General features: G+C 71.9%; 24 protein-coding genes. 16 read left to right on the forward strand and 8 right to left on the reverse strand.

Annotated elements, in window-relative coordinates; genetic code table 11:
• The first annotated feature begins 91 nt into the window (after nt 1–91).
• Genes ACIBP6_RS40385 through ACIBP6_RS40400 form a run of 4 tightly spaced genes read left to right on the forward strand, consistent with a single transcriptional unit; the run spans nt 92 to nt 3415 of the window.
• Nucleotides 92–1099 carry an ABC transporter substrate-binding protein gene (locus ACIBP6_RS40385; protein WP_397059676.1) on the forward strand — a complete coding sequence of 336 codons (1008 nt, stop codon included), beginning with the start codon at nt 92–94 and terminating at the stop codon, nt 1097–1099.
• The gene (locus ACIBP6_RS40390) at nt 1096–2178 is read left to right on the forward strand and encodes a FecCD family ABC transporter permease (RefSeq protein ID WP_397059678.1); all 1083 of its coding nucleotides are present in this window, start codon (nt 1096–1098) and stop codon (nt 2176–2178) included. The genes ACIBP6_RS40385 and ACIBP6_RS40390 overlap by 4 nt, the downstream gene beginning before the upstream one ends.
• Complete coding sequence (locus tag ACIBP6_RS40395; protein ID WP_397059680.1) at nt 2175–2921, forward strand: ABC transporter ATP-binding protein; 747 nt, start codon at nt 2175–2177, stop codon at nt 2919–2921. Before ACIBP6_RS40390 ends, ACIBP6_RS40395 begins: the two co-directional genes overlap by 4 nt.
• A gap of 53 nt (nt 2922–2974) precedes the next feature.
• A complete protein-coding gene (locus tag ACIBP6_RS40400; protein ID WP_397059682.1) occupies nt 2975–3415 on the forward strand; it encodes a hypothetical protein in 441 nt (146 codons plus the stop codon).
• A 223-nt stretch (nt 3416–3638) separates the two neighbouring features.
• Here ACIBP6_RS40400 and ACIBP6_RS40405 read toward each other — a convergent pair whose 3' ends face one another.
• Nucleotides 3639–4316: a carbonic anhydrase gene (locus ACIBP6_RS40405; RefSeq protein WP_397059684.1), complete on the reverse strand. Its 678-nt coding sequence runs from the start codon at nt 4314–4316 to the stop codon at nt 3639–3641.
• 200 nt (nt 4317–4516) lie between these two features.
• Between ACIBP6_RS40405 and ACIBP6_RS40410 the strand changes: the two genes are divergently transcribed.
• Together ACIBP6_RS40410 and ACIBP6_RS40415 are read left to right on the forward strand one after the other, a co-directional pair.
• Nucleotides 4517–5272 carry an ABC transporter ATP-binding protein gene (locus ACIBP6_RS40410; RefSeq protein WP_397059686.1) on the forward strand — a complete coding sequence of 252 codons (756 nt, stop codon included), beginning with the start codon at nt 4517–4519 and terminating at the stop codon, nt 5270–5272.
• Nucleotides 5269–6819 (forward strand): hypothetical protein, encoded by a 1551-nt coding sequence (locus tag ACIBP6_RS40415; protein ID WP_397059688.1) that lies wholly within the window; start codon nt 5269–5271, stop codon nt 6817–6819. The genes ACIBP6_RS40410 and ACIBP6_RS40415 overlap by 4 nt, the downstream gene beginning before the upstream one ends.
• Here ACIBP6_RS40415 and ACIBP6_RS40420 read toward each other — a convergent pair.
• The 3 genes from ACIBP6_RS40420 to ACIBP6_RS40430 are packed head-to-tail and all read right to left on the reverse strand — an operon-like array spanning nt 6812 to nt 8534.
• Nucleotides 6812–7453: a CPBP family intramembrane glutamic endopeptidase gene (locus ACIBP6_RS40420; protein ID WP_397059690.1), complete on the reverse strand. Its 642-nt coding sequence runs from the start codon at nt 7451–7453 to the stop codon at nt 6812–6814. The two genes, ACIBP6_RS40415 and ACIBP6_RS40420, sit on opposite strands and share 8 nt — an antisense overlap.
• Nucleotides 7450–8151 carry an RDD family protein gene (locus tag ACIBP6_RS40425; protein ID WP_397059691.1) on the reverse strand — a complete coding sequence of 234 codons (702 nt, stop codon included), beginning with the start codon at nt 8149–8151 and terminating at the stop codon, nt 7450–7452. The genes ACIBP6_RS40420 and ACIBP6_RS40425 overlap by 4 nt, the downstream gene beginning before the upstream one ends.
• A complete protein-coding gene (locus tag ACIBP6_RS40430; RefSeq protein ID WP_397059693.1) occupies nt 8094–8534 on the reverse strand; it encodes a PadR family transcriptional regulator in 441 nt (146 codons plus the stop codon). The genes ACIBP6_RS40425 and ACIBP6_RS40430 overlap by 58 nt, the downstream gene beginning before the upstream one ends.
• A gap of 127 nt (nt 8535–8661) precedes the next feature.
• On the opposite strand from ACIBP6_RS40430, the gene ACIBP6_RS40435 reads away from it, so the two are divergent.
• Nucleotides 8662–8898: a hypothetical protein gene (locus ACIBP6_RS40435; protein WP_397059695.1), complete on the forward strand. Its 237-nt coding sequence runs from the start codon at nt 8662–8664 to the stop codon at nt 8896–8898.
• Nucleotides 8899–8983: 85 nt separating this feature from the next.
• On the opposite strand, the gene ACIBP6_RS40440 is transcribed toward ACIBP6_RS40435, so the two are convergent.
• Nucleotides 8984–9385: a MerR family transcriptional regulator gene (locus ACIBP6_RS40440; RefSeq protein WP_397059697.1), complete on the reverse strand. Its 402-nt coding sequence runs from the start codon at nt 9383–9385 to the stop codon at nt 8984–8986.
• A gap of 445 nt (nt 9386–9830) precedes the next feature.
• On the opposite strand from ACIBP6_RS40440, the gene ACIBP6_RS40445 reads away from it, so the two are divergent.
• The gene (locus ACIBP6_RS40445; protein ID WP_397060281.1) at nt 9831–11294 is read left to right on the forward strand and encodes a SulP family inorganic anion transporter; all 1464 of its coding nucleotides are present in this window, start codon (nt 9831–9833) and stop codon (nt 11292–11294) included.
• A 67-nt stretch (nt 11295–11361) separates the two neighbouring features.
• Here ACIBP6_RS40445 and ACIBP6_RS40450 read toward each other — a convergent pair whose 3' ends face one another.
• Entirely contained in the window at nt 11362–12339 is a 978-nt protein-coding gene (locus ACIBP6_RS40450) for a hypothetical protein (protein WP_397059699.1), read from the reverse strand.
• 98 nt (nt 12340–12437) lie between these two features.
• Between ACIBP6_RS40450 and ACIBP6_RS40455 the strand changes: the two genes are divergently transcribed.
• Together ACIBP6_RS40455 and ACIBP6_RS40460 are read left to right on the forward strand one after the other, a co-directional pair.
• The gene (locus ACIBP6_RS40455; RefSeq protein WP_397059701.1) at nt 12438–13121 is read left to right on the forward strand and encodes an NADPH-dependent F420 reductase; all 684 of its coding nucleotides are present in this window, start codon (nt 12438–12440) and stop codon (nt 13119–13121) included.
• A gap of 212 nt (nt 13122–13333) precedes the next feature.
• A complete protein-coding gene (locus ACIBP6_RS40460) occupies nt 13334–15073 on the forward strand; it encodes an ABC-F family ATP-binding cassette domain-containing protein (RefSeq protein WP_397059703.1) in 1740 nt (579 codons plus the stop codon).
• Nucleotides 15074–15101: 28 nt separating this feature from the next.
• On the opposite strand, the gene ACIBP6_RS40465 is transcribed toward ACIBP6_RS40460, so the two are convergent.
• Nucleotides 15102–15668, reverse strand: coding sequence for a TetR family transcriptional regulator (locus ACIBP6_RS40465; RefSeq protein WP_397059705.1), 567 nt, complete (start codon nt 15666–15668; stop codon nt 15102–15104).
• An 83-nt stretch (nt 15669–15751) separates the two neighbouring features.
• Here ACIBP6_RS40465 and ACIBP6_RS40470 point away from each other — a divergent pair, with 83 nt between their 5' ends.
• A complete protein-coding gene (locus ACIBP6_RS40470; RefSeq protein WP_397059707.1) occupies nt 15752–16675 on the forward strand; it encodes an SDR family oxidoreductase in 924 nt (307 codons plus the stop codon).
• On the opposite strand, the gene ACIBP6_RS40475 is transcribed toward ACIBP6_RS40470, so the two are convergent.
• Nucleotides 16657–17004: an STAS domain-containing protein gene (locus ACIBP6_RS40475; protein ID WP_397059709.1), complete on the reverse strand. Its 348-nt coding sequence runs from the start codon at nt 17002–17004 to the stop codon at nt 16657–16659. The two genes, ACIBP6_RS40470 and ACIBP6_RS40475, sit on opposite strands and share 19 nt — an antisense overlap.
• A gap of 544 nt (nt 17005–17548) precedes the next feature.
• On the opposite strand from ACIBP6_RS40475, the gene ACIBP6_RS40480 reads away from it, so the two are divergent.
• From ACIBP6_RS40480 to ACIBP6_RS40500, 5 genes are all read left to right on the forward strand, one after another.
• Nucleotides 17549–18712, forward strand: coding sequence for a sensor histidine kinase (locus ACIBP6_RS40480; RefSeq protein WP_397059711.1), 1164 nt, complete (start codon nt 17549–17551; stop codon nt 18710–18712).
• Nucleotides 18709–19359 carry a response regulator gene (locus ACIBP6_RS40485; RefSeq protein WP_397059713.1) on the forward strand — a complete coding sequence of 217 codons (651 nt, stop codon included), beginning with the start codon at nt 18709–18711 and terminating at the stop codon, nt 19357–19359. The genes ACIBP6_RS40480 and ACIBP6_RS40485 overlap by 4 nt, the downstream gene beginning before the upstream one ends.
• 93 nt (nt 19360–19452) lie before the next feature.
• Nucleotides 19453–20358 (forward strand): ABC transporter ATP-binding protein, encoded by a 906-nt coding sequence (locus ACIBP6_RS40490; RefSeq protein ID WP_397059715.1) that lies wholly within the window; start codon nt 19453–19455, stop codon nt 20356–20358.
• Nucleotides 20359–20369: 11 nt separating this feature from the next.
• Nucleotides 20370–21101, forward strand: coding sequence for an ABC transporter permease (locus ACIBP6_RS40495; protein WP_397059717.1), 732 nt, complete (start codon nt 20370–20372; stop codon nt 21099–21101).
• Nucleotide 21102: 1 nt separating this feature from the next.
• Nucleotides 21103–21567: an ABC transporter permease gene (locus ACIBP6_RS40500; RefSeq protein ID WP_397059719.1), complete on the forward strand. Its 465-nt coding sequence runs from the start codon at nt 21103–21105 to the stop codon at nt 21565–21567.
• Nucleotides 21568–21674: the final 107 nt, after the last annotated feature.

Genomic DNA, 21674 nt, shown 5'->3' on the forward strand with positions numbered 1-21674 from the left:
TGCGAATTATGCGCAAAATGGCATCGCATCACGATCGTCCGATCCCGGAGGCCCGCCGCATGTCCCGCACCGCCCACGACGGCGCCGCGTCATGAAGAAGTTGCTCGTCCTGGTGATGGCGCTGACGCTGGCCGCCTGCGGGCAGACCCCCGCGACGCACGAGGCCGAGCCGGCCGCGGCCCCGCAGGCCGGGTTCCCGGTCACGGTGACCAACTGCGGGCGCACGCTCACCTTCGACCAGCCGCCCGGCAAGGTGGTGACCGGCTACCACCCCGCGCTGGAGACGCTGTTCGCCCTCGGCCTGGGCGACCAGGTCGCCAGCCGGACGAACTTCTCGGAGAGCGCGTTCCTGCCCGGGCACGAGGAGCTGTACGACAGGATTCCGGAGATCTCTCCGACGATCATGCTGCCGCAGAAGGAAATCATGCTGGCCCAGGGCGCCGACTTCGTCCTGGACAACAGCATGGCGAGCTTCGACGCGGGCGGCGGCTACGCCACCGTGGAGGAGCTGGACGCCGCCGGCTCCCCGGTCTACATCATGGGCGGCTGGTGCAGCCCCGAGGAGACGCTCGCGTTCACCCTCGAGGACACCCTCACCGACCTGCGCAACCTCGGCGCGATCTTCGGCGTCCCCGACCGCGCCGACCGGCTGATCGCCGAGCTGCGCGGCGACCTCGACGACGTGCGCGAGCGCGTCAGCGGCCGGCCGCCGGTCAAGGTGCTGGCCACCGACGGCGGCCAGGGCCCGGTCAACGCGTACGGAGGCGCCGGGGTGACGCACCAGCTGATCACCGCCGCCGGCGGGCAGAACGTGCTGGCCGACGTCAAGGCCGACTACACCGAGGTGAACCCGGAGGCGATCGCCGCCGCGCAACCCGACGCCGTCCTGATCAGCGAGTACGCCACGCTGCGCGGCGAGAAGAAGCCGACCGTGGAGGCCAAGGCCGCCGACACCCTCGCCGTCGCCGCGAACAGCCCCGCCGCGAAGGACGACCGGGTGCTCGCGCTGCCCGTGGCGGCCCAGCACCCGGGCTACCGCAACCTGCTGGCCGTCGTGGACATCGCCCGCTTCCTGCACCCCGACGCCTTCACCCGATGATCACCGAGACGGCGCCGGTCGCTCCCGTGAAGCCTCGCAGGAACGGCCGATTCACCCTGCTCGTCACCGTGCTGGCCGTGGCCGCGGTCGCCTCGACGTGGCTGGCCGTGAGCATCGGCGCGGTGCACGTCGCCCTGCCGCAGGCGTGGGCCATCGTCGCCGACCGCCTCATGCCCGGCCTGGTGCCGCGGACGTGGACGCCGGTGCAGGAGCAGATCGTCTGGCAGTTCCGGCTGCCGCGCGCGCTGCTGGCGCTGCTCGTCGGGGCCGGGCTGGCGGTGGTGGGAGCGGTGCTGCAGGCGCTGGTGCGCAACCCGCTCGCCGACCCGTTCCTGCTCGGCATCTCCTCCGGGGCGTCGTTCGGCGCGGTGGTGGTGCTCATCATGGGCGCCTCCACGCTGGGCGGGCTGTCGCTGTCGGCCGCCGCCTTCGGGGGGGCGCTGCTGGCCCTGGCGTTGGTGTACGTGCTGGCCCAGCGTTCCGGGCGGCTCACTCCGTCACGGCTGGTGCTGGCCGGGGTGGCGCTGGCCTACCTGTTCCAGGCCGCCTACAGCTTCGTGCTGCAGCAGGCGCAGAGCGGGCGGGCGGCTCAGCAGGTGCTGTTCTGGCTGATGGGCAGCCTGGGCGGCGCCCGCTGGGAGATGTTGCCGCTGCCGTCCGTCGTGCTGGCCGCGGGGCTGACGTACCTGCTGCTGCAGCATCGTCCGCTCAACGCGCTCAGCGCCGGCGAGGAGACGGCCGTCTCGCTGGGCGTGAACGTGCACCGCCTGCGGATCACGCTGTTCGTGCTCACCTCGCTGCTGGTCGGCGTGCTGGTGGCGACCAGCGGCGCGGTCGCGTTCGTCGGGCTGATCGTGCCGCACGCCGCCCGCCTGCTGGTCGGCGCCGACCACCGCCGGGTGCTGCCGGTGACGGCGCTGCTGGGGGCGGCGTTCCTGCAGCTCGTGGACGTGGCGGCCCGTACGGTCGCCGCGCCGCAGGAGCTGGCGCTGAGCATCGTCACGGCGCTGTTCGGCGTGCCGTTCTTCCTGTGGCTGCTGCGCCGCCGCTCGGTCGACCGGGCGGTGACCGTCACATGAGGCTGGACCTGCGTGGCGTCACCGTGAACCTGGACGGCCGCCCCATCGTGCACGAGGCCGGCCTGCGGGTGGACGACGGCGAGTTCGTCGCACTGGTCGGCCCGAACGGGTGCGGCAAATCCACCCTGCTGCGGACGATCTACCGGGCGCTGCGGCCCTCGGCCGGGCTCATCAGCGTGGACGGCGACGACGTGCACCGGTTGCCGTGGCGCGAGTCCGCCCGGCGGACCGCCGTGGTGGCCCAGGAGACGCCCGCCGAGCTGGACTTCACCGTCTGGGAGATCGTGCTCATGGGCCGCACGCCGTACGAACGCGACGCCGCCGACGGGGAGCGCTGCGCGCGGGCGCTCGACCGCGTCGGCCTGGCCGGCGCGGAGGACCGGGTCTACGCCACCCTGTCCGGCGGGGAGAAGCAGCGCGCGCTCATCGCCCGTGCCCTGGTGCAGGAGACCCGCCTGCTGCTGCTCGACGAGCCCACCTCCAACCTCGACATCCGCCACCAGCTGGAGATCCTGCACCTGGTGCGGGAGCTGGGCGTGGCCACGCTGGCCGTGCTGCACGACCTCAACCAGGCCGCCGCCTTCTGCGACCGCCTGTACGTCATGAGCTCCGGCCGCATCCTGGCCGGTGGCCCGCCCAGCGAGGTCCTCACCCCCGAGCTGATCAGCCAGGTGTACGGCGTGCGCGCCGTCCAGCGCACCCAGCTCGTCTTCGAACGCCTCAAGGACGAAGCTGAACCCTGAGCGCGCCGGCTGCGTACCCAGGCATGAGAGCCGTACCGACAGCTGGGTTCAACGTGAAACTTCCACTGCACCGATTACGAGCCGTCGCCGCCTGTTGCCTGACCGCCCTGGGCGTGAGCCTGGCCGTGGTGACGTTCTGGGGTTCGGAACCGACGACGGCCGGAGGCCACGACCATCACCCGACCGTGCCCGAAACGCATCCGCCGGTGGACATGGACCGCATCGTCGCCGTGACGCGATGCCCGCGACCGCAGGAGCAGGGGCGGGCCGCCGACTACCGTCAGGTCGTGTGCCAGTCGCCGCAGGGCCGCTACACGATCATGACCTTCACGACGCCGGCCGGTAAGGACGCCTGGCTCGACGCGGCGGAGCCGTACGGCGGGACGTACCTCGTCGGCGACCGGTGGGCGGTCGTCTCCACCCCGGCCCTCCTCGGCGAACTCCGCGCCGAGCTCGGCGGCGAGATCCGCGAACACCAGCACCACGGCCCCTGATCCGGCGGCTGCGTCGCGTACATCTGCCGGTCTGACGCCCCTCGACGGAGCGGACGTACGCGCCGGCGACGCGACCGAACCCGTGGCGACCGGGCCGCGGGCCGATGAGCGTGAGGGACGTGTCCTCCGCCATGAGCGGGCTGCCCTGCCGGACGAGCTCGATCTGGCTGAACGCCTTGCCGGTGAGGCCCGGGCCGGCTCCCGTCGGCCACGCGCCTTGGGCCTAGACGAGGCGGGTGACGAGGCCGGTGTCGAGGGAGTAGTAGGCTCCGACGATCTTGAGTCGGCCCGTGGTGATCCGGCGGACGAGCAGCCGGTCGGCCTTGAGCTCGGTGACGACGCCGATGGTGTTGAGCTTGGTCATCTTCTCCACGTCGCCGTCGGCGTGTTCGTAGGCGGGGCGCAGGGCCTCGACGATGTCCTGGAGACGTCCCGGGAGTTCGCGGCCTTCGTTCAGGGCGTGGGCGGCGGCCGACACCGCGCCGCAGCGCTGGTGGCCCAGCACCACGATCAGCGGGACGTCCAGCTGGGCGGGGCCGTACTCGATGGCGCCCGACACGAGCGGGTCGATGGTCTGGGCGGCGCTGCGCACCGTGAGCAGGTCGCCGAGGCCCGCGTCGAAGACGAGCTCCGGTGCCACGCGCGAGTCGATGCACGACACGACCGTCGCGTACGGCTCCTGCTTCTCGGCGACCTCGTCCCGCCGGGCGCGGTCCTGGTGCGGGTGGACGACCTTGCCGGAGACCCAGCGGCGGTTGCCCCGCCTGAGCTCCGCCCAGGCCCCGGCCGGGGTGGGGCGGCGGGTGACGGCCGCGGCGGGGGTGGCGCCTAAGAGCAGGCCGGCGGTGAGGAGCCCGGTGGTGCGGAGGGCCGCCCGACGGTTCACGGTCTGCGCGTTCATGGATCCCGTACGATCCGGCGTCTTCGGCATGGCGAGCGCTCCCCGACTCTCCACGGCCCTCCTCGTTAGGGGCCGACAAGGTATCCCAGCACCTCTCCCGCCCTTCGCGTGGGCAGAACGGTCAGCTCAGGAGGCGGCCCCTGCGCCGATCAGATAGAAATGGGCGGAATGTCGTGATGTCTCTCTGAGGACCCCCCACTGTGCCTGATCTCTCCACCCCCGCCGTCGAGGTGACCGACCTCACCCAGCGCTTCGGCTCCGTGGTCGCCGTCGACCACCTCAGCCTGACCATCCCGCCGGGGATGTTCTACGGCATCGTCGGCCCCAACGGAGCCGGCAAGACCACCACCCTGACGGCCGTGTGCGGGCTGCGGGAGCCGACCTCGGGCTCGATCAGGATCGCCGGCCACGACCTGCGGACCGACCGCGAGACCGCCCTCGCCCAGCTCGGCGTGATGATGGACGGGTTGTCGCTGCCGGAGCGGCTGACCGCCACCGAGGTCCTGCGCTACAGCGCCGGCCTGCGCGGACTGGACGACGGCTGGCGGGCACGCGCCCGCGACCTGCTGGAGATCCTGGGCCTCGACGCGGTCCCGCGCACGCTGATCGTGGAGTACTCCACCGGCATGCGCAAGAAGATCAATCTGGCGCTGGCGATGCTGCACCGGCCCCGCGTGCTGGTGCTGGACGAGCCGTTCGAGGCGATCGACCCGGTCTCGGCCCACTCCATCGAGCAGGTGCTCAAGCAGTACGTCGAAGCCGGCGGCACGGTGGTCATGTCGAGCCACATCATGGACTTCGTCGAGCGCAACTGCCGCCGGGTGGCGCTGGTGGCCGGTGGGCAGGTGCTGGTCGAGGGGCCGGTCGACGAGGTGACCGCGGGATCCACGCTGAACGAGCGGTTCGTGGAGCTGGTGGGCGCCGACCCGGTGCGTCCGCTGGAGTGGCTGGCATGACCCGGGCCCTGTTCGCGCTCAAGCTGCGCCTGCTCCGCAACGGCCCGCACGACGAGCGAGCCTTCAGCCTGGTCACCGGGCTCCTCCTGGCCGCCCTCGTGGTCGCGGGCGCGTCACCGGCCGTGCGCGGCCTGGTCGGGGAGGGCTGGATCGCGCTGGCGCTCACGGTGTGGGGCGGCATGTGGCTGTTCGGGCCGCTGGCCCAGCCCCGCCATGACCCGTCGGTCATCTCCCGCGAGTGGTTGCGCGGCTACCCCATCCGGCCGTGGCGGCTGGCGCGCGCCCTGTCGTGGACGGAACTGCTCGGCGTCGGGCCGCTGATCACGCTGGCGTGCCTGCTCTCCTTGGTGGTCCTGGCCGCGCCGGGCGGGCCCGTCGCGGTGGCGATCGCCGTCGTCGCGGTGGTGGCCCAGCTCTATCTGCTGGTCTGGGCGGGCAAGACGGTGGCGGCGCTGGCGTCCTGGCTGCTGCAGACCCGGGCCGGGATGACGCTGGCCGCCGTACAGACCGCGGTCATGCTCGCGGTGTCGTTCGCCGGGTGGGTGCCGATCGCGGCCTGGCTGCTGCCGCGGCTCGGCGAGGGCGAGGCCGAGCTGGCCGCCCCCTCCCTCGGTCGGCTGCCCGAGCCGGTGGTGGACGGGCTCGCCGCCCTGCCCACCGGCTGGGGCTACGGCGCGGTGGTCGCCGCCCGCGACGGCGCCGGGGCCGGCGCCGTCGTGTTGCCGATGGCGGCCCTCGCCCTGGGCGCCCTGCTGCAGCTGGGCTGGATCGCGCTCACGGCTCGCGCCCTGCGCCGGCCGCCTCGCCGGGCGACGCCGCCGCGGCCCGCCGGACCAGGGCGGGGGTTGTCGTTGCCGTTCGTGTCGCCGCAGGTGTCGGCGGTCGTCGCGCGCGAGCTGGCCACCTGGTTCCGTGACCCGGCGCGGGGCGTCGAGCTGCGCAGCGCGTGGCTGACGCCGCCGCTGATGGCGGCGATCATCGCGTTGACCGACTGGAGCTGGGCGCTGCCGCTGGTCGGCCCGGCGGCGGCCGTGTTCGGCGCGATGGTGGCGATCAACACCTACGCCCTGGACGGCACCGCCCTGTGGCAGCTGCTCACCACACCGGGCGCGCTCAAGGCCGACGTGCGCGGGCGCATGGCGGCGTGGGCGTTGTTGTTCGGGGCGCCGTCCGTCGTGCTGGCGGCCGTGTTGTGGGCCGTGACCGGCTCGCCCCTGGGAGGCGCGGCCGTCTGCGGCGCCGTCGCCGCCGCCGCGGTCGGCTGCGCCGCGGCGCCGCTGCTCGCGGTCGTGATGCCGGCCGTGGGCACCGACGCCCGCGATCGTGTCTACCCTGGCCAGCAGGCCGGCGATCCGACCGGCGGGCAGATGACGGTCTTCCCCGTGGTGGCGCTGGCCGCCGTCGCCGGCTCTCTGTGGTGGGCGGCCCTCCTGCCGGCCGCCGCCGTCCTGTACGCGGCCCCAGCCCTCACGCTGCGCCTGCTCCGGCGGCGCGGCACCGGCCTGCTCGACGCGATGGCCTCCCGCGACGCCGCGTCCGTCAGGTGAGGGCGACGGCCAGGATCGGGAGGTCGATGACGGCGTGCGCGCCGACGCACAACAGCAGGTTGCGGCGCGCCCAGTAGAGGCCGACGAAGAGCAGCGATCCCACGGCGACGACGGTCAGCGTGGTGATCCCGCCCGAGCCGGGCAGGTGCCCGCCGACGAACAGCGCGTACGACACCAGCGCCGCCGCCCAGGGCCGCCCGGTGAGGTCGATGACCCGCTCCATGAGGAAGCCGCGGTAGAAGAGCTCCTCGACGACGGCCGCGTTGAGGATCAGGTGGACGCTCCCGACGACGGACAGGCTCATGATGATCTGCCCCGACTGGGTCTGCTGGTCGGGGCCCGCGCCGGCGACGAGACCGTACAGGGAGTAGGCGACCACCAGCGTCAGGACGGACAGCCCGACAGTGATCAGGACGTCGCGCCCGCGAGGAGCGCGCAACCCCACCGACGACAGCGGGCGCCGTTCCACGGCCAGGACGAAGCCCAGCAGCAGCGCGGCGGCGAGCCAGCGCAACGCCAGGATCACGCCGAAGCCGACCCCGCCCAGCAGCCAGTCCACCAGCGTGGGGAGATACCACAGCCCCACGCCGGCGGCCAGCGCCACCAGGGGCGGGACGCGGACGGCGGTCTTCACTTCGCCCTCACGACCTTGGTCTCGGTCAGGCGGTCGAGCACCCGCCGCCGGTCGCCCCACACGACGGGCGCCCAGTCCAGCCAGGCGAGCGGCCCGAGCAGCAGGCTGAGCCGCCGCACGACACCGGTGACGGGGTGGATGCGCAGCCCGGTCTCGCTCACGACGCGGAGTTTCATGAGGTGTTTGCCGGGGGTCAGGCCGTTCCGCGCCTCCAGCAGCCCCAGCCCGACGATCGACCAGAGCAGGGCGAGCGGAACGCCCAGGCTGTAGAGCAGCCCCGCGTGGTCATAGGTGGCCACGTTGCAGATCATGGGCCCGACGGCCACACAGCCGTCGCCGATCTCGACGTACACCCATGGCGGGAACGCCAGCCCGAAGCCCTGCCCGAACTCCACCGTCCTGACGATCCCCTGGACGAGGAGCGCGATCGTGACGCCGACCAGCGGCAGATTGTCGATCACCACCGCGATGAACCGGACGTCGACGGGGGCGGGTGGCGTCTCCCGCAGCTCCGCGAAGGTGGCCGCCGCCTCTTCCGGCTTGCCGAGCCGGCTCAGGGCCTGGTCTAACTCGCCCGCCTCCGCCGCGTCGGACAGGTGCTCGCCGAGCTCGGCCTTCGCCCTCTCCCGGGCGGGGCCGGTCAGGTGGCGTCCGACTCTTTCCGTGTAGTCGTCGATGATCTGCCGCTCGTCGGCCATTCCTGCACCTCACCAAGAGTGTCGAGTAGCTGTCGCATCCCGTCGACCAGGCCGCCCCATTCGGCGCGCAACATGCCGAGATACGCACGGCCGTCTGGCGTGAGGACGTAGTACTTGCGCGGCCTGGCGCGGCCCTCGGCCTCCCAGGAAGCGCGGATGTGGCCGGAATCCTCCAGCCGGTGCAGCAGCGGGTAGAGCGTGCCCTCCTTGACCTCCAGGACCCCCTCGCCCGTCTCCCGCAACACTTTCAGCAGCTCGTAGCCGTATCGGCGGCGCACGCTGAGGACGGACAGCACGGCCAGCTCGGTGGTGCCGCGGGCGAGCTCGCGACGCAGCCGGGCGATGGTCGCCGATCCCGGCGTCGCCTCCGTGTCCTCGGGCATGACACCACAGTACGACCCGATACCTTACGTGGCAAGGTATCAAGCCGAACGAGGCACAGGCATAGAGCGCACCTGCCAGGAAAGAGGCAATCAGCGACGAACCCATCCGAGAAAAGAGGAGAAGCCCATGGATCCGACACGGCAGGAGACCGGTGACGTCACCGGTACGCGGGACAAGGACTACAACCTGATCTGGTTCGTCGAGCAGTGCCTCAGCAACGTGCTGCGACTGGACACCTACGTCGCCGACGCCGAACGCGCCGGCGACAGCGAGCTGGCCGAGTTCTTCCGGCGCGCTCAGGGCGAAAGCCGCAAGGGAGCCGAACAGGCCAAGGACCTGCTCCGCCGCCGTCTGGCCGCGTGACGTCCGGGAGAGGCGCCCGATCCCGTACTCGGGCTCGGGCGCCTCATCGGCCGCGAAGGCCGCCCGCCGCTCCCCGACAGGGACGTCAGCGTACGGCGTGACCTCCGGCTTGGTCGGCGCGGCGGTGGAGGTCGGCGGCGAACTCCTCGGCGCGGCTCAGTTGTGTGCGCAGCGCCTCGCAGCGCTCGCGGGCGGCCTGCTCGAACCGGCGCAGGCGGCCCAGCAGCTGCTCGCGCTCCGCCGTGCCGAGCGCGGTCGCGGTGTCGTCGAGCCGGTCGGTGACGGCGAGCAGCTCGCCCATCTCGTCGAGGGTGAAGCCGAGCGGCTTCATCCGGCGGATCACCATCAGCCGGGCCACGTCGGCCTCGGTGTACAGGCGGAAACCGCCCTGGCTGCGCGCCGACGGCCGCACCAGGCCGACTTCGTCGTAGTGCCGGATGGTGCGCAGCGACAGCTCCGTACGGGCGGCCACCTCTCCGATGTGCATGTGATCTCCGCCACCCCCAGGAGCGGCAGGGTCAACGGCGGAGAGCTCTGGTCCGTCCATCATGCGCACGACCTCACTGCTCGGCTGGCTGCGGTTGTGCGGGCAGGCACGCCTGGCCCCGCCAGATCTCTACCCTAACGTTAGGGTAGAGTTGCCGGTGGCCAGGACGGGTCTCCGTTACCGGCTCCCGGTGGCCACGAGCGCGGGACATGATCGCACAGCGCGTGCGGCCGCCGACACCCGCCGGCCCGCCACCCGTTTACCGAGGTAAGGGACTCCGACGCGACGCATGCCCGTGACCATGACCACCGGCTGCCCGCCGTGACCTCCTCACAGTAGTCACTCCCCCTGCCGCTTTCCGCCTCTGTCTGTCAGGCGCCGCCGTCGTGCCCGCTGCGGCAGAGCGCCTGCCGCTAAGGATGTCGCGTTGCCCAGTTCCTCTCTCATGTCCGCCCGGCCCGCCTGGCTGAGGCCCGCGGTGGCCCGTACCGAGATCCTTTCCGGGCTGGTCGTCGCGCTCGCGTTGATCCCCGAGGCGATCTCGTTCTCGATCATCGCCGGCGTCGATCCCAGCGTCGGCCTGTTCGCCTCCTTCACCATGGCCGTGGTCATCGCCGTCGCGGGCGGCCGGCCCGCCATGATCTCGGCCGCCACCGGCGCCATCGCCCTCGTCGTGGCGCCCCTGGCGCGGGAGCACGGCCTGGGCTACCTGATCGCCACCGTCATCCTCGGCGGTCTCATCCAGGTCGCGCTCGGCGCCCTCGGCGTGGCCAAGCTGATGCGTTTCGTGCCGCGCAGCGTCATGGTGGGCTTCGTCAACGCCCTCGCCATCATGATCTTCATGGCGCAGGTGCCCGAGCTCGTCGACGTGCCGTGGGTCGTCTATCCCCTGGTCGGGGTCGCGCTGGCGCTGATGGTGCTCCTGCCCCGCCTGACCAAGGTGGTCCCGGCGCCGCTGATCTCCATCGCCGCGCTGACCGCGCTCACCGTCGGCGCCCACCTGGCCGTGCCGACCGTCGGCGACCGCGGCACACTCCCCTCGTCGCTGCCCGTCCCCGGCCTGCCGGACATTCCCTTCACGCTGGACACGCTCACCCTCATCGCCCCGTACGCACTGGGGTTCGCCCTGGTCGGGCTGATGGAGTCGCTGATGACGGCCAAGCTGGTGGACGACCTGACCGACACCCGCTCGTCCAAGACCCGCGAGTCGATCGGCCAGGGCATCGCCAACATCGTCACCGGCTTCTTCGGCGGCATGGGCGGCTGCGCCATGATCGGCCAGACGATGATCAACGTGCGGAACGGCGCACGTACCAGGCTGTCCACCTTCACCGCCGGCGTGCTGCTCATGGTGCTGTGCGTCGTCTTCGGCCCCTGGGTGTCGCAGATCCCGATGGCCGCCCTGGTCGCCGTCATGATCCTGGTCTCGTTCGGCACGTTCGACTGGCACTCCGTCGCCCCGGCGACCCTGAAGCGCATGCCCGTCGGCGAGACCACCGTCATGGTCGTCACCGTCGCCGTCGTGGTCGCCACGCACAACCTGGCCATCGGCGTCGTCGTCGGCTCGCTGACCGGCCTGGTCATCTTCGCCCGCCGCGTCGCCCACCTGGCCGACGTCACCGCCTGCCTCGACCCCGACGGCGAGCAGGTCGTCTACGCCGTCACCGGCGAGCTGTTCTTCGCCTCCAGCAACGACCTGGTCTCCCAGTTCGACTACGCCGGCGACCCCGGCCACGTGGTCATCGACCTGACCGACGCCCACATCTGGGACGCCTCGTCGGTCGCCGCGCTGGACGCCGTCGAGGCCAAGTACGCCGCGCGCGGCAAGACCGTACAGATCATCGGCCTCAACCAGCCCAGCGCCCGCATCCACGCCACCCTGTCCGGCGAGCTGTCCGGCAGCCACTGACGGCGGAGGAACAGGATCCCGCACTCTACGAGGACCAGCGCGCGCTCCTTCGGCCCGAGCGCGTCGGTCACGCGCCTTGTACGAGGTCCTCGAAATCCAGCTTCAGCCAGTACCGGCCGGCGACGGCATGGAGCTCACCGCCTCGGCCCACGACGGTCGCCTCCGGGGGAACCGGTCGGTCGCCCGGCATCGCCAGCCGGCCGGGGTCGCCCACTTGGAAGTCTTCTCCCGCCATGCTCCCGACGACCACCCGGCCCTCGCCCCTGCCGTAGCCTCCGACGAGGACGACACGGTCGTCCGCGACCACGAGCGCCCGAGCGCCGCCCACCCCGGTGAGCCGCCCGGTGACCGCGCCGGCGCGGATCCGTACCACCGGGAAGTCGGTGTAGTAGTACGCCCACGCGTCCTGCCCGGTCACGTTCAGGGCGTAGCAGTGGGAGATGCCGCCGAACTCGTCGCCGGCCGGGTAGCGCCACGCGATCTCCAGGTCTGACGTGAAGTGGATCAGCCCTGGGGCGCCGATCGGCTCGGGACTGTTCCTGCCGCCCCACCCGTAGTTGCCGTACACGCCTTCGTCGGTATAGCCGGCCCAGATCTCTCCGGAGGGTGTCGTCTGCAGGTACGCGATCCCGTCGCCCAGCACGCCCTCGCGCACGAGCTCGCCCTCCGCGTCATAGACCGCGGCGTTGGGCTCGGCGCGCCCGTCACGCCAGCGGCATCGCGCCCCCACCAGCAGCACGTGTCCCCCGTGCAGCGGCTGGACGCGGGCGTGCGCGAGTGGCTGCTCGGCGATGGTCACCACCGCCTCCAGTTCGGGACGGTACGTGGCGACGTACACCGTGACAGGCGCGGCCGTACGAGGGTCGGGGAAGGACGCCCACCCGGGCTGGACGGTTCGCGAGGTCAGCGCCTCGGCGCTCTCCCGCGACGCCCACAGGGCGACCAGCTCTCCGTCGGGACCCGGCGCGGCGCTCACCAGCGACGCGCCGTCGGATGGCGGGGTCAGCACCGCATGGCGGCGCAGCACCGCGAGGCGACCTGACATGCGACGTACGCTATTGATCGCATCGCGCGAACACGAGCGAAATACGCCATCCGCCCCGGCAGGGAACAGAAGCGGCTCGCCACGAGGTTGCCCCCTACATGGCGACACTTGGACTCATCGGCAGCGGCCTGATCGGCGGCACGCTGGCCCGCCTCGCGGTGAACAGCGGCCTTGACGTGGTGCTCAGCAACTCCCGGGGGCCGCAGACCCTCTCCGAGCTCGTGACGGACCTCGGTCCGCGGGCCAGGGCGGGCACGCCGCGGGAGGCGGCCGCGGCGGGTGACTGGGTGGTGGTGACCATCCCGCTCAAGGCCTACCGGAGCGTGCCGCAGGAGCCGCTCGCGGGCAAGACGGTCCTCGACACCAACAACTACTACCCGCAGCGCGACGGCGCCTTCCCCGAGCTCGACGCCAAGGAGACCACCACCAGCGAGCTGCTCCAGCGGCACCTGCCGGGCGCCCACGTGGTGAAGGCGTTCAACAACATCTTCTTCCGCCACCTCGCCGACCTGCCCCGCCCGGCGGGCGCCCAGGACCGGACGGCGTTGCCGATCGCGGGGGACGACGCGGGCGCGAAGGCGCGGGCGACCGAGCTGCTCGATCTGCTGGGTTATGACGTGGTCGACGCGGGTCCGCTCGCCGAGGGGTGGCGTTTCGAGCCCGGGACCCCGGTCTACGGCATCCCGTACGCGGCGGAGGCGTCGCCGCGGTTCACCGAGCTGCCGGCGGGGCCGGCCCCGGCGACCGAGATCGCCAAGCTGCTCGAAGCCGCCCGGCGCTGACCGCTCTGCCGGTCGCCGCCGGCACGTGACCTCCCTAGCGATACGGAACGTCTCGTCTTGCATTTCGAGCCGTGCGGCTCCATACTGATTCAACGAGACGAAACGTATCGTCTTTACTTCAGCAGTTGGAGCGGACCCGTACGGAGGAGCGGGGCCCGGGAGCACCTGAGCAGGAAGGTACCGCGCTGACGAGGCAAGGATGTGGGCCCTTGATGCGGCAATTGGCACTCAACGAGATCACCAAGCGTTACGGCACCCGCGTCGTCCTGGACCGGGTGTCACTCACCGTGAAACCCGGCGAGCGGATCGGCGTGATCGGCGACAACGGGTCGGGCAAGTCGACGCTGCTCAGGCTCATGGCGGGCGCGGAGCGGCCGGACAACGGCGAGCTCGTGGTCGTCGCGCCCGGCGGCGTCGGATACCTGCCGCAGTCGCTCGCGCTGCCGCCGCACGCGACGGTGGCCGACGCCCTCGACCTGGCACTGGCCGACCTTCGCGAGCTGGAAACCCGGATGCGGGCGGCCGAGCGGTTGCTCGGCGAGCCGGGCATGGACGAGGTGTACGCGGGGCTGGTGGCGGAGTTCGAAGCGCGGGACGGCTACGAGGCCGACGCCCGGGTGGAGATCGCGCTGCACGGGCTCGGGCTGCCGGGGCTGGAGCGCGACCGCCCGCTGGGCACGCTGTCCGGAGGCGAACGCTCCCGGCTCGCGCTGGCCGCCACGCTGGCGTCCGACCCCGGGCTGCTGCTGCTCGACGAGCCGACCAACGACCTCGACGACCAGGCCGTGGCCTGGCTCGAACACCGCCTGCGCGCCCACCGGGGCACGGTCGTGGCCATCACGCACGACCGGGTGTTCCTGGAGCGGGTGACCGACGCCATCTGGGAGGTCGCCGACGGGCAGGTGCGCCGCTACGGCGACGGGTATGCCGGATACCTCGCGGGCAAGGCCGCGGAACGCGCCGCCCAGGCGCGGGCCCATGAGGAGTGGAAGGCGGAGCTGGACCGGCATGCCACGCTGGTGGCGGCCAACGCGGGCCGGCTGGCGGTCATCCCGCGCAAGACGGCCAAGGCGGGCATGGGCACCGGGACCTGGCGGGCGCGTTCCCGTACGCACGGGGCCGCGAGCCGCATCCGGCAGTCGCAGCAGCGGCTGCGGTGGCTCACCGACCACCCGGCGCCGCCGCCGCCCGAGCCGCTGCGCTTCACCACCGCCCTCCCCACCGCGGGAGCCGCCGCCATTGGCCGTGGCGCGGCCGAGGTGGCGGCGCTCGACGGCGTGGAGGTGGCGGGACGGCTGCGCCTCGATCACCTGACCGTCCGCGCCGGCGAACGGCTGCTCGTCACCGGGCCGAACGGAGCCGGCAAGACCACCCTGATGCGGGTGCTCGCCGGAGAGCTGCGTCCGGACGAGGGCGAGGTACGGCGGTCCGGCCGGATCGGCTTCTTCCGACAGGACGAACTCGACACCGCCGACGCACGGCAGGCCGCGCCGCACGACGGTCCCGCTGAGGTGCTTGGGCAGGAAGGACCGCACAACGGCCGCGCCGACGTCGTTGCGCGGGAGGAGTGGACCGTGCTGCGGGCCTACGCGCACCGGCGTCCCGGCACCCTGGACGAGCACGCGGACGCGCTGCTGGCTCTGGGGTTGTTCCGGCCGTCCGATCTGGGGCTGCGCCTGAAGGACCTCTCCTACGGGCAGCGGCGCCGGATCGAGCTGGCCCGACTGGTGAGCGAGCCCGTGGACCTGCTCCTGCTCGACGAGCCGACCAACCACCTGTCGCCGATGCTCGTGGAGCAACTGGAGGAGGCGCTGAACTCGTACCAGGGCGCGCTGGTGGTGGTGACGCACGATCGCCGCCTGCGGGCCGCGTTCACCGGCCGCCGCCTGGAGCTGGACGGAGGTGTGCCGGCGACTCCCTGCTCAGCGCAGGTCGGCGCGCCGCGGCCATGAATCGACCCGGGCCGCCGTCGCGACCTCTTCACCTGCCCGCGGTGACGGCTTTCAGCTCGTCGAGCGACTCGCGGATGAGGTGCGACAGGTCCGCCCCGCCGGTTTCGTTGATCCAGCGCCCGAACGCGATCTTGAAGACGGCGATCCCGGCCTCGGCGGCCAGGCTCGCGGCCGGCTCCGCGACGCCGCGCCGCCGCAGCGCCTCGGCGAGCGCCGCGGAGAGCGTCGCGAGCTTGACCAGCTCGCGTTCCCGCAGCTCCGCGTTCGCCGCGATGACGGCCTGGCGCCGCCGGGCGTTTTCACCGCGTTCCTGGAACAGGGCGCCGACGGACTCGATCGCCGCCGCTGTCGCGTCCATCGGCGCCGCCGACTCTGGCGCGTCCGCGACGGCGTTCACGAGGTGCTCCTGCAGCGTGCCCGAGCCCCAGAACAGGACCTCGCGCTTGTCGGCGAAGTGCCGGAAGAACGTGCGCTCGGTCAGCCCCGCCCGCTTGGCGATCTCCGCCACCGTGGTCTGCTCGAACCCGCGCTCGAGATAGAGCTCCAGCGCCGCCTGCTCCAGCCGGCCACGCGCGTTCGGCTCCCATCGACCCATGCCCTGCATCGTATCCCGATGACAGTCACTGACATCAAGTGCTAGTCTGATGTCAGTCACTGACATCATTGGGAGTGTTTCTCATGCGCGTATTCGTCACCGGCGCGTCCGGCTGGATCGGCTCCGCCGTCGTTCCCGAGCTCATCGGCGCCGGTCACCAGGTCACCGGGCTGGCACGCTCGGACGCCTCCGCCGCCGCCCTCACCGCGGCCGGGGCACAGGTCCTGCGTGGCACCCTGGACGATCTCGACGTCCTGCTGCGTGCGGCCGCCGCGTCGGACGGCGTGATCCACCTCGCGTTCAAGCACGACATCGCCTTCTCCGGGGGCTTCCAGGCCGCCGCCGACGCTGACCGCCGGGCCGTCGAGACGTTCGGCGAGGCGCTCGCGGGCTCCGATCGGCCGTTCGTCCTCGCCTCCGGGCTGCTCGGGCTCACCCCGGGGCGGGTGGCGACCGAACGGGACGGTCGCGAACCCGCCTCGGACGCGGCTGCCGCCGGCCCGCAGGCCCGGCAGGCCACCGCGCAGGCGACGCTCGCCTTCGCCTCCCGCGGCATCCGCTCATCCGTCGTACGGCTGTCCCCCACGGTGTACGGCGAAGGAGACATCGGGTTCGTGGCGGCCCTGGTCGGCATCGCCCGCGACAAGGGCGTCTCCGGCTACGTCGGCGACGGGTCGGCCCGCTGGCCCGGCGTGCACCAGCGCGATGCCGCACACCTGTTCCGTCTGGCGCTGGAGCAGGCCCCGGCCGGATCGGTGCTGCACGCGGTGACCGACGAGGGCGTGCCGACCCGTGCCATCGCCGAGGTGATCGGCCGCCATCTGGACCTGCCGGTGGTCTCCATCCCCCAGGAAGACGCGGGCGCGCACTTCGGGTGGCTGGCCGGCTTCCTGGCGACCGACGGCCCGGCCTCCAGCGCGCTGACGCGCGAGCTGCTGGGCTGGCAGCCCACGCGCCCCGGCCTCATCGACGAACTGGGCAAGGGCCACTACTTCCGCACTGTCTGACCAGTGCCACCGGGGTCGGGGGTGATGGTGAAGACGCCCGCCAGACCGGTGACGGCCAGGATGCGGAGCAGCCTGCCGTGCACGTTGACCAGTTCCATGCCGCCGCCCAGGGCGGCGAGGGTCCGTTCGGCGTGGATGAGCGCCCGCAGCCCGCGAGAGTCGCAGAACGTCAGCTCCGCGGTGTCCACCACGAGGTGTCGCAGACCCGCCTCGATCACCGCGTCGATCAGCGGCGGGACCAGCTCGGAGGAGGAGAAGTCGAGGTCGCCGCGGAGCGTCAGCACGCTGTGGGCGGGGTGATGAACCAGGTCTACCGTGAGAACGGTCATACCGGGTGTCCGATCCGCGGTGCGAGAGAAATCGCCTGGCGCCCGCATGTCGCGTGCTGGGCAAGTCACCACTGGAATTCCTGAACTCTACAGGCCGCGTACGGGGATGCCGGCGTGAACGGCGACCTGGTGCTCCGGACGGCGGGCGAAATGCGGGCATTCCTGCACTTCGGCCGCGGACCGGGAATGGGCCACGACCCCCGTTCCCGGCATGGACTCAGCGGTCGCGCGGACCGTGACCCACATCAGCGAGTGCCTGTTGTGGTACTCGCCGATCTCGTCGCAGGCCCAGCACCATGGACATGCGGGCCCGGACCGAGAGCGATCCGGCGGGCCTCATCGCCACCCTGGGCTCCGCCGCGGTCTGGCGAGCGTCGTCGACGGCTCGCCGTCCGGGGCCCGCGGAGGGCATCCCCACAACGCGCTGACGCCTGGCACTGCGCCCCCTTGGCGAGTGGGACGGCGTCGTGCCCGCTTGACGCGGTCAGCACGGTCGGGGATCGCCATGGAGACGTGGCGCGTCGCGGCGGTTATTTTGGGCCGGATGAGACGAAGGGCGAACGCGTCGTGGCTGCGGGAGCGTCCGTGGGTCGTCGATCTGGTCGTGGCGCTGGCGGTGTTCGGCTACAACCTGCCGATCCAGGTGGCGTACGTCCCGGACGGGTCGCCCATCGGGGTCGCCGTCTCCGCCGGGTTGTGCGCGCCGTACGTCTTGCGACGGAAGCAGCCGTTCGCGGTGTTCGGCATCATCCTGCTGACCGCCTGCGTGCAGCTCGTGCTCGGCGTGGGCATCCTCCCGGCGAACATCATGGTGGCGTTCGCGCTCTACAACGTCGCGGTGCGGTTCCCGTGGACGGCTTCGCTGCCGGCGGCCGGCGCGGTGGTGCTCTGGTCGCTGGTCGCGGTGGCGCCGCGCCTGGAGGAGTACGACCTGTCCGTCTTCGACCTGGGCCTGCTCGTTCTTGTGGCCGTCTGGGCGTGGACGTGGGGAACGACGGTCCGGATCCGTCGTGACCACGTGGCGGGTCTGCGCGAGCGAGCGCTCCAGCTGGAACGGGAGCGCGAGGCCCAGGCGATGATCGCGGCCGCGGCGGAGCGGGCCCGGATCGCCCGGGAAATACATGACATCGTCTCCCACAGCCTGAGCGTGGTCGTACTGATGGCGGAAGGCGCGGCCCTGAAAGTGCGCAGTGAGCCGGAACGTGCCGAACAGGCGATGTTCACCGTGCGCGACACGGGCCGGACCGCACTGGCGGAGATGCGCCGGATGCTGGACGTGCTGCGCGACGGGGAACCGGGATCGCACGCGCCGCAGCCGGGCATCGCCCAGCTCGATCGCCTGGTGGAGGAGTCGCGCGCGGCGGGGCTTCCCGTCAGGATGACGGTGTCGGGCGAGCCCGGGGATCTGTCCGAGGGCCTCGATCTGGTCGTGTACCGGGTCGTGCAGGAAGCCCTCACGAACGCCCGCAAACACGCCGGCCCGAGGCTGCGCCGGGTCGATGTCGCGTTGCGCCACCGGGAGGGAGAGATCGAGGTGCGGATCACCGATGACGGGCACGGCGTACGCGACGGCCCCGCCGCCGACGGCCATGGGCTGGTCGGGATGCGCGAGCGGGTCGCCGCCTACGGCGGCACGCTGCGGACCGGCTCTCGGGCCGATCAGGGGTTCGAGGTGGTGGCGGTGCTCCCGGTTGGAGGGGCGGAATGACGATACGCATCGTGCTGGTCGACGACCAGGAGCTGATCCGGATGGGACTGCGGATGGTCCTCGAGTCCCGTCCCGAGATCGAGGTCGTCGGCGAGGCCGACGACGGCGACACCGCACTGGAACTGCTCCGGACGGTGGAGGCGGATGTGGTGCTCATGGACGTCCGGATGCCACGGATGAGCGGCGTGCGGGCGACCCGGACGATCCGCGCCTCCGACGGGCCGAGAGTGCTGATCCTGACGACGTTCGATCTGGACGAGTACGCCTACGACGCGCTCCGGGCGGGTGCGAGCGGCTTCCTGCTCAAGGACGCACCGCTGAACGACCTGGTCTCGGCGATCACGCACGTGCACCTCGGCGACGCGGTCGTCGCCCCGAGCACCACCCGCCGGCTTCTCGACCACTTCACCGGCGCCCCCGAACCGGACCCGCGGCGGTTCGAGGAGCTGACCCCGCGGGAGCTGGAGGTGCTGCGTCTCGTCGCCCGTGGCTTGTCGAACGCGGAGATCGCCGAGGATCTGAGCGTGTCGGAGGGCACCGTGAAGACGCATGTGGGCCGGATCCTCACCAAACTCCACCTGCGTGACCGGGTGCAGGCGGTCGTCCTGGCCTACGAGAGCGGCCTCGTGCGGGCGGGCCGGCGCTGACCGAGGGGAGTATGCCTTGAGGCATACGCCGTACGTGAAAGATCCGCTTTCTGGGAGACGATTCGCGCCGCCGACGTTGGGACGGTGGATCGCATGTCCTGCATCGTGTCCACGGATCGACTCACCAAGCGGTACGGAAAACGTGCCGTCGTGGAGAACCTGAACCTGCGCATCCCGCAAGGCTGCGTGTACGGCTTCCTCGGGCCGAACGGATCGGGCAAGTCCACGACCATGAAGATGCTCCTGTCCCTGATCCGGCCCACGAGCGGGCAGGTCGAGGTCATGGGGCGCCCGATGAACCGCTCGACGCGGCGGGAGCTGCTGGGGCGGATCGGCTCCCTCATCGAATCCCCGCCCGGATACGGGCACCTCACCGGCGGGGAGAACATGCGCCTGGTGCAACGCCTCCTGGGCATCGACGACGATCAGGTCGGCCGCGCGGTGCGCACGGTGCGGCTGCAGGGCCAGCTCGACAAGAAGGTCCGCGACTACTCGCTGGGCATGAAGCAACGGCTGGGGATCGCGATGGCGCTGGCGCGTGAGCCCCGGCTGCTGATCCTCGACGAGCCGACGAACGGGTTGGACCCGGCCGGCATCGAGGAGATCCGTGACCTCCTGCGGCGCCTGTCCGGGGGCGGGGTGACGGTGATGGTGTCGAGCCACCTGCTCGGGGAGATCGACAAGACCGCGACCATGCTGGGCATCCTCAGCAACGGGCGGCTGCTGTTCCAGGGCACCCGCGCCGAGCTGCTCGCCGCCTCCACCCCGGACACGCTCATCGACACCTCCCACCCCACGCACGCGAACGCGCTGCTCACCGGCGAGTTCCAGAGCCGCCTCGACGGGCGTTCGGTGCGTCTGTCCGGGCTCGACGACCACGCTACGGCCAAGGCCGTCGCGCGCCTCGTCGGCGCCGGCATCGGCGTCCACGGGGTGCGCCGCGAGGAGCAGTCGCTCGAAGGCGTGTTCATGGACCTCACCGGGGGCGGGGGCCTGTGATGGACCGTGTCGTGGCGAACGAGTTCGCCAAGATGCGCCACCTGCGGATCGCCCCGGTGGCGATCGTCATGGTGGCCGCCGTGACCGGCCTGGTCATGTTCAGCGCGATCACCAGCCCGGACTTCGCCGATCCTGCCGCACGCTCCTGGGAGCTGCTGCTGGGTGGCATGTCGCTCGCGGTGCCGATGGTCTCGCCGATCATGCTGGCGGTGCTGGCCAGCCGTCAGGTCGACATCGAGCACGAGGGCGGCGGCTGGCTGCTCTCCCAGACCTCCGGGATCACGCCGGGCGGGCTCTGCCGGGTCAAGCTCGTCGCCGTCGGCGCCGTCGTGACCGTCGCGACGGTGCTCCAGAGCGTGCTCGTCATCGGGGCCGGGCTCCTGCTGGGTGTCACCGCCGCCGTTCCGGCCGGGCCGTGGCTCGGCTACACCGCCTCGGTCCTCGTGGCGAACCTCGTCGTCCTCGCCCTGCACGTCATGCTGTCCGCCCGGATCGACAACCAGCTGGCCGGGCTGGGCATCGGGGTGCTCGGATCCGTGGTCGCGGTGTTCGCCTCCGGTCTGCCGCCCTGGCTCGCGCACGCGTCCCCCTGGGGGTACTACGCGCTGGTGGCCGCCGCCGGCTACCGGGACGGTGACCTGGTGGCCCTCACTCCGTCATATGCGAGCGTCGCGGGGCTCGGCCTCATCGGCGCCGCTCTCTTCCTGCTCCTCACCGGTTCGTTCGACCGCCGGGAGATCTGACATGGGTGCTGTTCGCGCCGAATTCCTCAAGGTGAGGCGTTCACTGAGCTGGGCGGTCGTCGTGCTGCTGCCGGTGGCCATGGTGCTCTCCGGAGCGGCCGGCACGCTCGCCTCAGGCGAGCGACCCGAAGACGGCTGGCACACGATGTGGCTGCGGTCGGTCGTCTTCCACGGCCTCTTCCCGCTCGCGATCGGGATCGGGATCCTCGCCTCCCTGGTGTGGCGGGCCGAGCACCGGGGCGGGAACTGGAACGCGCTCATGAGCGGGCCGACGCCGTCCTGGCGGATCGTTACCGCCAAGGCCGTCGTCGTGGCCGTGCTGGCGGCGGCGATGCAGGTCGTGCTGCTCGTCGCCGTCATCGTCGTCGGGAGCCTGGTCTTCGGGTTGCCTGGCATGCCGCCGGGTGAGTACTTCCTGATCAGCGTCCTGATCGTGCTGCCCCATGGCATGCACAGCCGGCCATAGGGCTGGAAGTCAGCGCTGAGGGGTGACGGCGACCTGTCCCTGGCCGGGACGCCTGCCCGGCCCCGGGTCGCGGTGGCGTCCGAGACCGGCCGAGTCACGGACGGCGG

The organism is Nonomuraea terrae (assembly GCF_044465245.1).
Taxonomy (GTDB): Bacteria; Actinomycetota; Actinomycetes; order Streptosporangiales; family Streptosporangiaceae; genus Nonomuraea; species Nonomuraea terrae.

Bases quoted from the DNA above. Each gene is read 5' to 3' on its own strand.
- ACIBP6_RS40385 (WP_397059676.1), top strand. From the start codon at position 92: ATGAAGAAGTTGCTCGTCCTGGTGATGGCGCTGACGCTGGCCGCCTGC.
- ACIBP6_RS40390 (WP_397059678.1), top strand. From the start codon at position 1,096: ATGATCACCGAGACGGCGCCGGTCGCTCCCGTGAAGCCTCGCAGGAAC.
- ACIBP6_RS40395 (WP_397059680.1), top strand. From the start codon at position 2,175: ATGAGGCTGGACCTGCGTGGCGTCACCGTGAACCTGGACGGCCGCCCC.
- ACIBP6_RS40405 (WP_397059684.1), bottom strand. From the start codon at position 4,316: ATGAACGCGCAGACCGTGAACCGTCGGGCGGCCCTCCGCACCACCGGG.
- ACIBP6_RS40415 (WP_397059688.1), top strand. From the start codon at position 5,269: ATGACCCGGGCCCTGTTCGCGCTCAAGCTGCGCCTGCTCCGCAACGGC.
- ACIBP6_RS40425 (WP_397059691.1), bottom strand. From the start codon at position 8,151: ATGGCCGACGAGCGGCAGATCATCGACGACTACACGGAAAGAGTCGGA.
- ACIBP6_RS40430 (WP_397059693.1), bottom strand. From the start codon at position 8,534: ATGCCCGAGGACACGGAGGCGACGCCGGGATCGGCGACCATCGCCCGG.
- ACIBP6_RS40435 (WP_397059695.1), top strand. From the start codon at position 8,662: ATGGATCCGACACGGCAGGAGACCGGTGACGTCACCGGTACGCGGGAC.
- ACIBP6_RS40440 (WP_397059697.1), bottom strand. From the start codon at position 9,385: ATGCACATCGGAGAGGTGGCCGCCCGTACGGAGCTGTCGCTGCGCACC.
- ACIBP6_RS40445 (WP_397060281.1), top strand. From the start codon at position 9,831: ATGTCCGCCCGGCCCGCCTGGCTGAGGCCCGCGGTGGCCCGTACCGAG.
- ACIBP6_RS40450 (WP_397059699.1), bottom strand. From the start codon at position 12,339: ATGTCAGGTCGCCTCGCGGTGCTGCGCCGCCATGCGGTGCTGACCCCG.
- ACIBP6_RS40455 (WP_397059701.1), top strand. From the start codon at position 12,438: ATGGCGACACTTGGACTCATCGGCAGCGGCCTGATCGGCGGCACGCTG.
- ACIBP6_RS40460 (WP_397059703.1), top strand. From the start codon at position 13,334: ATGCGGCAATTGGCACTCAACGAGATCACCAAGCGTTACGGCACCCGC.
- ACIBP6_RS40465 (WP_397059705.1), bottom strand. From the start codon at position 15,668: ATGGGTCGATGGGAGCCGAACGCGCGTGGCCGGCTGGAGCAGGCGGCG.
- ACIBP6_RS40470 (WP_397059707.1), top strand. From the start codon at position 15,752: ATGCGCGTATTCGTCACCGGCGCGTCCGGCTGGATCGGCTCCGCCGTC.
- ACIBP6_RS40475 (WP_397059709.1), bottom strand. From the start codon at position 17,004: ATGACCGTTCTCACGGTAGACCTGGTTCATCACCCCGCCCACAGCGTG.
- ACIBP6_RS40480 (WP_397059711.1), top strand. From the start codon at position 17,549: ATGAGACGAAGGGCGAACGCGTCGTGGCTGCGGGAGCGTCCGTGGGTC.
- ACIBP6_RS40485 (WP_397059713.1), top strand. From the start codon at position 18,709: ATGACGATACGCATCGTGCTGGTCGACGACCAGGAGCTGATCCGGATG.
- ACIBP6_RS40490 (WP_397059715.1), top strand. From the start codon at position 19,453: ATGTCCTGCATCGTGTCCACGGATCGACTCACCAAGCGGTACGGAAAA.
- ACIBP6_RS40500 (WP_397059719.1), top strand. From the start codon at position 21,103: ATGGGTGCTGTTCGCGCCGAATTCCTCAAGGTGAGGCGTTCACTGAGC.